The 1,936-nt window shown below is 32.0% G+C and carries 3 protein-coding genes; all 3 read left to right on the forward strand.

The genetic code is table 11. The annotated features are described in order from the left end of the window. Positions 1–354 (forward strand): hypothetical protein (locus AC06OU_RS02320; protein WP_475853694.1); only part of this gene is annotated, 354 nt, incomplete at its 5' end. Between the two features lie 59 nt (positions 355–413). Beyond that, positions 414–998 carry a hypothetical protein gene (locus tag AC06OU_RS02325; protein ID WP_475853695.1) on the forward strand — a complete coding sequence of 195 codons (585 nt, stop codon included), beginning with the start codon at positions 414–416 and terminating at the stop codon, positions 996–998. A gap of 324 nt (positions 999–1,322) precedes the next feature. Continuing rightward, on the forward strand, positions 1,323–1,907 hold the full coding sequence (locus AC06OU_RS02330) for a hypothetical protein (RefSeq protein WP_475853696.1): 585 nt from the start codon (positions 1,323–1,325) through the stop codon (positions 1,905–1,907). Positions 1,908–1,936: the final 29 nt, after the last annotated feature.

A 1,936-nucleotide genomic window follows, 5' to 3' on the forward strand; every position in this document is an offset into this window, starting at 1 on the left:
GGATGTAGCCAAAGTAATGTTCAACAACATACTAAATTAGAGGAATCCATTTATTCCATTGTAGAAGACAACAATATAAGTGAAATAAATATTAGCTCTTTAACAAATTTCGATTGGGATAAAGCTTTCCTATTTGCACCTTATACAACCCAAGAGAGTTTAAAAGAACAATTAGGTGTTGATTATAAAGACCCAAGCAACATTGACATTAGGGATGATATCTATTTATTGATATTCCTTAATGGCAAAAAAGTAATTCATTATGCAGAAGTAAACCGTCAACAGTCTAATTTTACCACAGGGGGAAAGGAATATCTTACTCCTTCTAATGATTCAATAATTATTGGAAGGTAATTAAAATAGAATTGTCTTATACAACTAAAGGGTAGCTACGCTTAAAGAAGGGGTGCGAAATGAAAAAAACACTATTACTTTTAATTTTTCTGTTATTATCAGTAGTTTTAATCGCGTGTAACAATGAAAACCAGGAGTCTCAAAAGAAGGAAGAGGCAAGTCAAGTATCTAAAGAGAGTACTAAAAAAATACAGACTGAAAAAAATACTGTTGGAAATGAAGAAAATTTCCTTCCAGCTTTTAAGGCTCTTGTCACCCCTGAAATTACCCTTTTGTCTGCTGAGGGGAACGTGAAATATCTGTTTGATTCCTCGTATGGAGAAGTATGTTGGAATAATTGTGATGAATTAATTCATTACAATTACCCTAATATCCATAGCGGAGACGTTGAAGCTGGTAATCGACTTCAAATTGATTGGAGTTCGTTAAAACCACAACCAACAGAAATTCATTTAATACACGTTGTTAATAGAGATGAATATGACTCAAAAGAAGTGAGTAGAAAACAAAAGACTCCTGAAAATACACCTTTAACAATTACAGTTTATGAAGAAATGATTGGAAATCAATATGCTTTCGAATTCATATGGAAAAATGGAGAAGTGGTTGAGGGAAGAAGTATAATGAATTTTAAACTTGAGTAGTGGATTTATCAAAAAGGTCTTCTTACACTAAGGTACTTTAGTAAAATATAATATTAAAGTAAAATGAGCCAGGAGAAAACATCCTAGCTTATTTTTTATTTAACTTCTATTCATAAAGAAGTTTCTTATCAGCTACGGACGCTTGAGAAAGGATTCCACAAATGGATCTTGTGCCGAAGCAAAAAGCATATAAATGTCATAGTTCTCTATTTATTTAGCATAAAAATTCATAAATAGATTTTGAAACCCACTTTTTGGAATATAATCGTTTACAAGGTTCTTATAAAGGGAAGCGTCTAATAAATATAGAAAAGGGGTGTACTAATGAAAGCTGCTACACAATATAACGGCCTAGTGTTACTAAATGGATATCTTCAAAGGCTTTATGTATTTGAAAAAACAAAAGGCTTACTTAATAATGGTTCATTTAATGTAGAAAAAATAGATACGATCACCCAACAATTAAAAAAAGTACTAGATATAGCAGAGGTTTTTAATAGTAAAAAAAGTTTAGATGAGCCTAACAAGAATAGCTTGTTAGAAATCGCCCATATAGCAGAAGAATTATGTGAGGAATATAAAAATGAAATGATAAAAAGCAAGTCGTTTAAGGAAGAGCTTGCAGTGACTGCATCAGCAATTTATGCCGAGGAGCATATAAATAATGGAATAATACAAATGGGAGAGCTATTTAACCCAGAGGTTAAAGATCGCTTTATGCAGCATATACTTTATTACAGAAATCGGGTAGCTGTTGTGAATTCTGTTGTCCAAAAAGAAACGGAGGGAACAGAGCAACTATTAGAAGATACCTTTCAAATCAAAACATGGTTTATTCAAACATTACAAAACGCTGAATACATTTCCAAGGATTTTGAATCTATAAAAGAGTATCTTAGTAGCGAATAAGAGGGTGCATTGAGAGATAAGTTAGGGGT

The sequence above is a fragment of the Psychrobacillus sp. genome (assembly GCF_056205495.1).